This window comes from Streptomyces niveus, from assembly GCF_001723055.1.
GTDB classification, from domain to species: Bacteria; Actinomycetota; Actinomycetes; order Streptomycetales; family Streptomycetaceae; genus Streptomyces; species Streptomyces niveus.
The window spans coordinates 1-5,087 of record NZ_MDCR01000420.1; the positions used below are offsets into that span (position 1 = coordinate 1).

General features: G+C 73.5%; 3 protein-coding genes. All 3 read right to left on the reverse strand.

Going from position 1 to position 5,087, the window contains the following annotated elements; translation table 11 throughout:
- Nucleotides 1–126 precede the first annotated feature (126 nt).
- Nucleotides 127–978 (reverse strand): class I SAM-dependent methyltransferase, encoded by an 852-nt coding sequence (locus tag BHU15_RS35240; RefSeq protein WP_069630850.1) that lies wholly within the window; start codon nt 976–978, stop codon nt 127–129.
- A gap of 39 nt (nt 979–1,017) precedes the next feature.
- Nucleotides 1,018–2,010 (reverse strand): DNA polymerase Y family protein, encoded by a 993-nt coding sequence (locus BHU15_RS35245; protein WP_069630851.1) that lies wholly within the window; start codon nt 2,008–2,010, stop codon nt 1,018–1,020.
- A gap of 13 nt (nt 2,011–2,023) precedes the next feature.
- Nucleotides 2,024–5,087, reverse strand: a 3,064-nt coding sequence (locus tag BHU15_RS35250) for a DNA polymerase III subunit alpha (protein ID WP_069630852.1), incomplete at its 5' end; no start/stop codon positions are given.

Here is a 5,087-nt window from a genome sequence, read left to right on the forward strand (position 1 = left end):
GGGCAGCATCGTGCGATCTCCTCGCGGCTCAAGGGGAAATGGCGATAGCTGTCAGCCCTGTGGCCCGGACCACACATTCGGCTGTGCTCATGCCAAGTTACGCACGAGTAAGAACGCGAAGGGAAGTTACGCGTCGGTAAAAGTTGGCGGCCTGCGCCAGATCATGATCTCGGTCGGCGGCAGATACTCCGCGAAACGCCCGTCGGGCGCCGCCTCCCGCAGCAGCGCGCGCAACTCCCGCTCGAAGTCCGCCCGTCTGTCGCCGAACAGATGGGGCGCGGAGTCCGACCGGGAGAACACCCACGCCACGACGGAGTCCGCCGGACGGTCCACCACGTCCCCGGCCGGCACGACATGCCGCTCGAAGTCCACGAACCCGGCCCGCGCCAGGACCAGATCCTCCCGGCCCGGCGTGCCGTTGACGAGCGTCCCCTGCCCCGCGCGCCGTACGGGACCCAGATACCGGCGCACCAGTTCGCCGATCCGCTCGTACGGCGGGGCGGGCCGCGGCAGCGGCGCCGCCGGGACGGGCGGCTCCTTCAGATCGGCGACATGGACGAACGCGCCTCCCGGCACCAGCATCTCCCGCACCACGGCGGCGGTCTCGTCCCGGTCGGTCCAGTGGAACGACTGGGCGAACACCACGGCCCTGAACTCCCCCAGCCCGGCGGGCAGTTCCTCGGCGCGGGCGGCCACCCAGCGCGCGTTGTCCACCCCGCGCCGCCCGGCCTGCCGCGCCGCCCGCGCCAGCATGTCCTCGTCCGGGTCGACACCGATCACCTCGGCGACGTACGGCGCCATGGCGAGCGTCACGGTCCCCGGCCCACAGCCGACGTCCAGCAGCCGCCCCCGCCCGTCGAGACCGAGGACGGCGGCCAGCGTCCCGGCCAGGCCCGGGGCGTACGGCAGGCGGCCCCGCTCGTAGTGGGCGGCGCTCCCCCGGAACAGGGTGCTGTCCCACTGCCATCCGTCAGGCATGTCGATTCCGCTCCGCTCGGTGGGTGTGTGATCCGAACCCTAAAGGCGCCCGGCGAGCGTGCCGGGAACGACCGCCCTCGGGCCGAATCTGGCGCGGGCCCGGTCCGCCACCGCCTCGATCCGCCGCGCCCGGTCGTCCACGGGGTCGAACGTGAGCTGGCGGGTGGCCCGTTCGGCCGGGGCCAGTCCCTCGGCGCGCAGCGACAGACCCCGTACCCGGGCCCGCTGGAGCCCGAGCGAGTCATGGATCCGGTAGGCGGCGGCGACGAGGGCGACGGAGTGCGCGGTGGGTTCGCGCAGCGTACGGGTACGGGTGGTCGTGGACCGGTCGGCGTAGCGCACCGTGAGTGTCAGGGAGCGGCACACCTGCTCCTCGACCCGCATCCGGCCGCCCAGCTCCTCGGTGATCGACAGCAGCGCGGCCCGGTGCCGGCTCTGGTCCAACTCGTCGTACGGGAAGGCCCGTTCGGCGGCGAGCGAGCGGGCGGACGCGTTCGGGACGACCCTCGTACGGTCGATGCCGTGGGCCCTCTCGTACACCTCGCGCCCCATCCGCACCCCGGCAACCCGTTGCAGTGTCGACAGCGGTACGGCCGCCGCCCGTCCGACGGTGCCCAGCCCGTACGAGCGGAGCGTACGGGCGGTCGCCGCGCCGATCCCCGGCAGCGCGGCGACCGGCAGCGGCCCCAGGAACTCCGCGACCGCACGCGGCTCGTCCGGCACCGTCAGCGTGGTGCCCGGCGCCGCCTCGCGCGCGGCCATCCTGGCCAGCATCGGGGTGCCCGCGGCGCCGATCGCGCAGCCGGCCCCGGCATGGGCGAGCGCCCGCACCCGCAGGACGGCGGCGATCTGGGCCGCGTCCTGCCCGAAGTACCGCTCGGCGCCCCGCACATCGACGAGCGCGGAGTCCGGCGGCAGCGCCTGGACGACCGGGCTGAGGTCCTCGATCAGCGCGATCAGGGCGGGCAGCGCGGCCTCGATCCCGGTCTCGGCCTCGTGCTGGAACCGGTGGAACCGTACGCAGAGGATCATCCCGTGCCTCCTCTCATCCCGCGCTCCCCGGGCTCGCGTGCCAGAACTTCCTTCCGGTGGGCAGGCCTTCGCCGGGTGGCTGGAGATCGGCCCAGGGGTTCATCGCGTAACCCGTGGGCATCTCGATACGCCGCCCGTTGTCCGCCGCGCCCCCGGGATCCGATCCCGGCGGCGGCGCGTCGAGCGCGGCGGCGACCGCCTCCAGGCCGCCCTTGTCCCGGAGTTCGACCAGCTCCGCCAGATTCCAGGCCGCCGCGCCGACCACGCTCAGACTCCGCGCGCCGCGCCGCTGCACCACCCCGCGCACCAGCAGCAGCCAGGAGTGGAAGACGGTGTGCGCGCACGCCTCGTGGCTGTCGTCGAAGAAGGCGAGGTCGACCAGGCCCGTACCGTCGTCCAGCGTCGTGAAGATGACCCGCTTGCCGGAGCGGATCGGCGGGGTCTGGGTGGCCACCTTGGCACCCGCGACCAGCACGGTGGCGCCGTGCGGTGCCTCCCGCAGCCGTTTCGCCGACAGCACGCCCAGCTCCTTCAGGAACGGGTGGTGGTCCGCCATCAGATGGCGGGACGCGTCCATGCCGAGGACGCCCAGCTCGGCGCTCAGCCGCTCCGCGTCGCCCAGGTCGGGCAGCCCCGCGGGAGCCGTCCGCCGCCCTCCCTCCAGGGGGAGTTGGTCCCCGTGGGCGCCCGCGCGCCGGGTGGCCCCGTGCAGTTCCGACAGATGCAGCAGCAGATCCCGCCGGTTGGCGCCGAATCCGTCCAGCGCGCCCACCTGCGCCAGCCGTTCGGCGACCGGGCGGCCGGGCCTGGCGCGCTGCCAGAAGTCCAGCAGTGAGGTGTAGGGCTGGCCGGCCTCGATCCGCGCGGTCTCCGCCTCGCTGATGCCGTGCACGTCGGAGAACGCGAGCCGCACCCCCCACGTACCGGACCCCGCACCGGACACCAGTTCGATTCGATGGACCGCCGCCGACCGGTTCACGTCCAGCGGCAGCACCGGCACCCCGCGCCGCCGCGCGTCCGCCAGCAGCAGCCGCTTCGGATACATGCCGGGGTCGTGGGTCAGCAGCCCGGCGAGGAACGCCGCCGGATGGTGCGCCTTGAGCCAGGCCGACTGATAGGTCGGCACGGCGAAGGCGACGGCGTGCGCCTTGCAGAAGCCGTACGACCCGAAGGCCGCGATGATCTCCCAGGCGCGGGCGGTGACTTCGGGGGTGTACCCCTTCTTCCCGGTCTCCTCCTCGAACCAGACCTTGATCCTCGCCTGCGACTCGGGATGGGAGAGCCCTCTGCGTACCTTGTCCGCGTCCTCCCGGCCGCAGCCGGTCATGATGTCGACCATCTTGATGATCTGCTCGTGGAAGACGACCACGCCGTACGTCTCGCGCAGCGCGTCCTCCAGATCCGGGTGCGGATAGCGGATCGGCGCCCGGCCGTGCCGGGCCTCGATGAAGGGCCGCACCATGTCGGCGGCGACGGGACCGGGCCGGAAGAGCGAGATGTCGACCACCAGGTCGTGGAAGGTGGCGGGCTGGAGCCTGCCGACCAGATCGCGCTGGCCCGGCGACTCGATCTGGAAGCAGCCCAGGGTCTCGGCGGACCGGATGAGCCGGTACGTCTCCGGGTCCCCCGCCGGGACCTGCGCCGGATCGTCGATGTCCAGCTCCTGGCCCGTGGCGCGCCCGATCTCGGCGACCGCGTGCGCCATCGCCGACTGCATCCGCACACCCAGCACGTCGAGTTTGAGCAGCCCCAGCTTCTCGACGTCCTCCTTGTCGAACTGGGACATGGGGAAGCTCTCGCCGCTGGTGGGCACGGTCGGCGTACGGCGCAGCAGCGAGGCGTCGGAGAGCAGCACGCCGCAGGGGTGCATGGCGATTCCGCGCGGCAGCGCGTCCAGTGCCTCCACCAGGTCCCACAGCCGGCCGTGCCGCGTCCCCTCCTGTCGTGACTCCTTGGCCACCTCGCGCAGTTCGGGCAGTTCGTCCATGGCCGCGCGGGCGTCGCGCGCCCGGATGTGCGGGAAGGACTTGGCGATCCGGTCGATCTCGGCCGGGTCCATGGACAGGGCGGCGCCCACGTCGCGTACGGCGTGCCGGACCCGGTAGGTCTCCGGCATCGCGACGGCGGCGACCCGCTCGGGGCCGAAGCGGTCGAGGATCGCGCGGTAGACCTCCAGACGGCGGGCGGACTCGACGTCGATGTCGATGTCCGGCAGTTCGAACTTGCCCTTCGGGTCCGAGAGCCTGCGCCAGGAGAGGAAACGTTCCATCAGCAGTCCGTGCTCGACCGGATCGGCGTGCGCGATCCCCAGCAGATGATTGACCAGCGAGCCGGCGCCGGAGCCGCGCGCCGCGACCCGGATGCCCATCTCCCGTATGTCGTCCACCACTTGGGCGACGGTGAGGAAGTACGAGGGGTAGCCGAGGCGCTCGATCGTGCCCAGCTCGGCCTCCGCCCGGTCCCAGTACGTCCGGTCCCGGTCGTAGCCGCGCCGCACCAGGCCGGCGGTCACCCGCGACCGGAGCACCCGCGCGGCGGTCCGCCGGTCCGCGCCGACCAGTCTCGGCTCGGGGAAGTGGACGGTGCCGAGACCGAGATCGCCCCTGGGGTCGACCCGGCAGCTCTCGGCCGTCTCCCGCGTCATGGCCAGCAGCCGGTGCGCGGCGCCCGGCCCGAGCCCGGCCGACTCGGCCACCAGCTCGGCGGTACGGGCCATCGCCGCCGGACCCTTCAGCCAGCGCTCCCCGCTGTCCAGGGGCTTGCGCGGGTCGATGGGCACCAGCCTGCGGGCCGCGTCGAGGACATCGGCGACCGGGCCCTGGCCGGGGTCGGCGTAGCGTACGGCGTTGCCGAGCACGGCCCGTACGCCGTGTTCGACGGCGAAGCCGAGCGTACGGGCGGCGTGCCGCAGCGATCCCGGCCCGGTGCCCCGCCGCCCGTGGTGGACGACCTCCAGGTGCAGGGCGTCGCCGTAGATCTCCCGCCAGGAGGCGAGCAGCCGGGTGGCGTCGGCGGTCCGGCCCGCGGCCAGCGCCCGCCCGATGCCGGAGTCGGGGCCGAGGAGCACGGCGACGCCC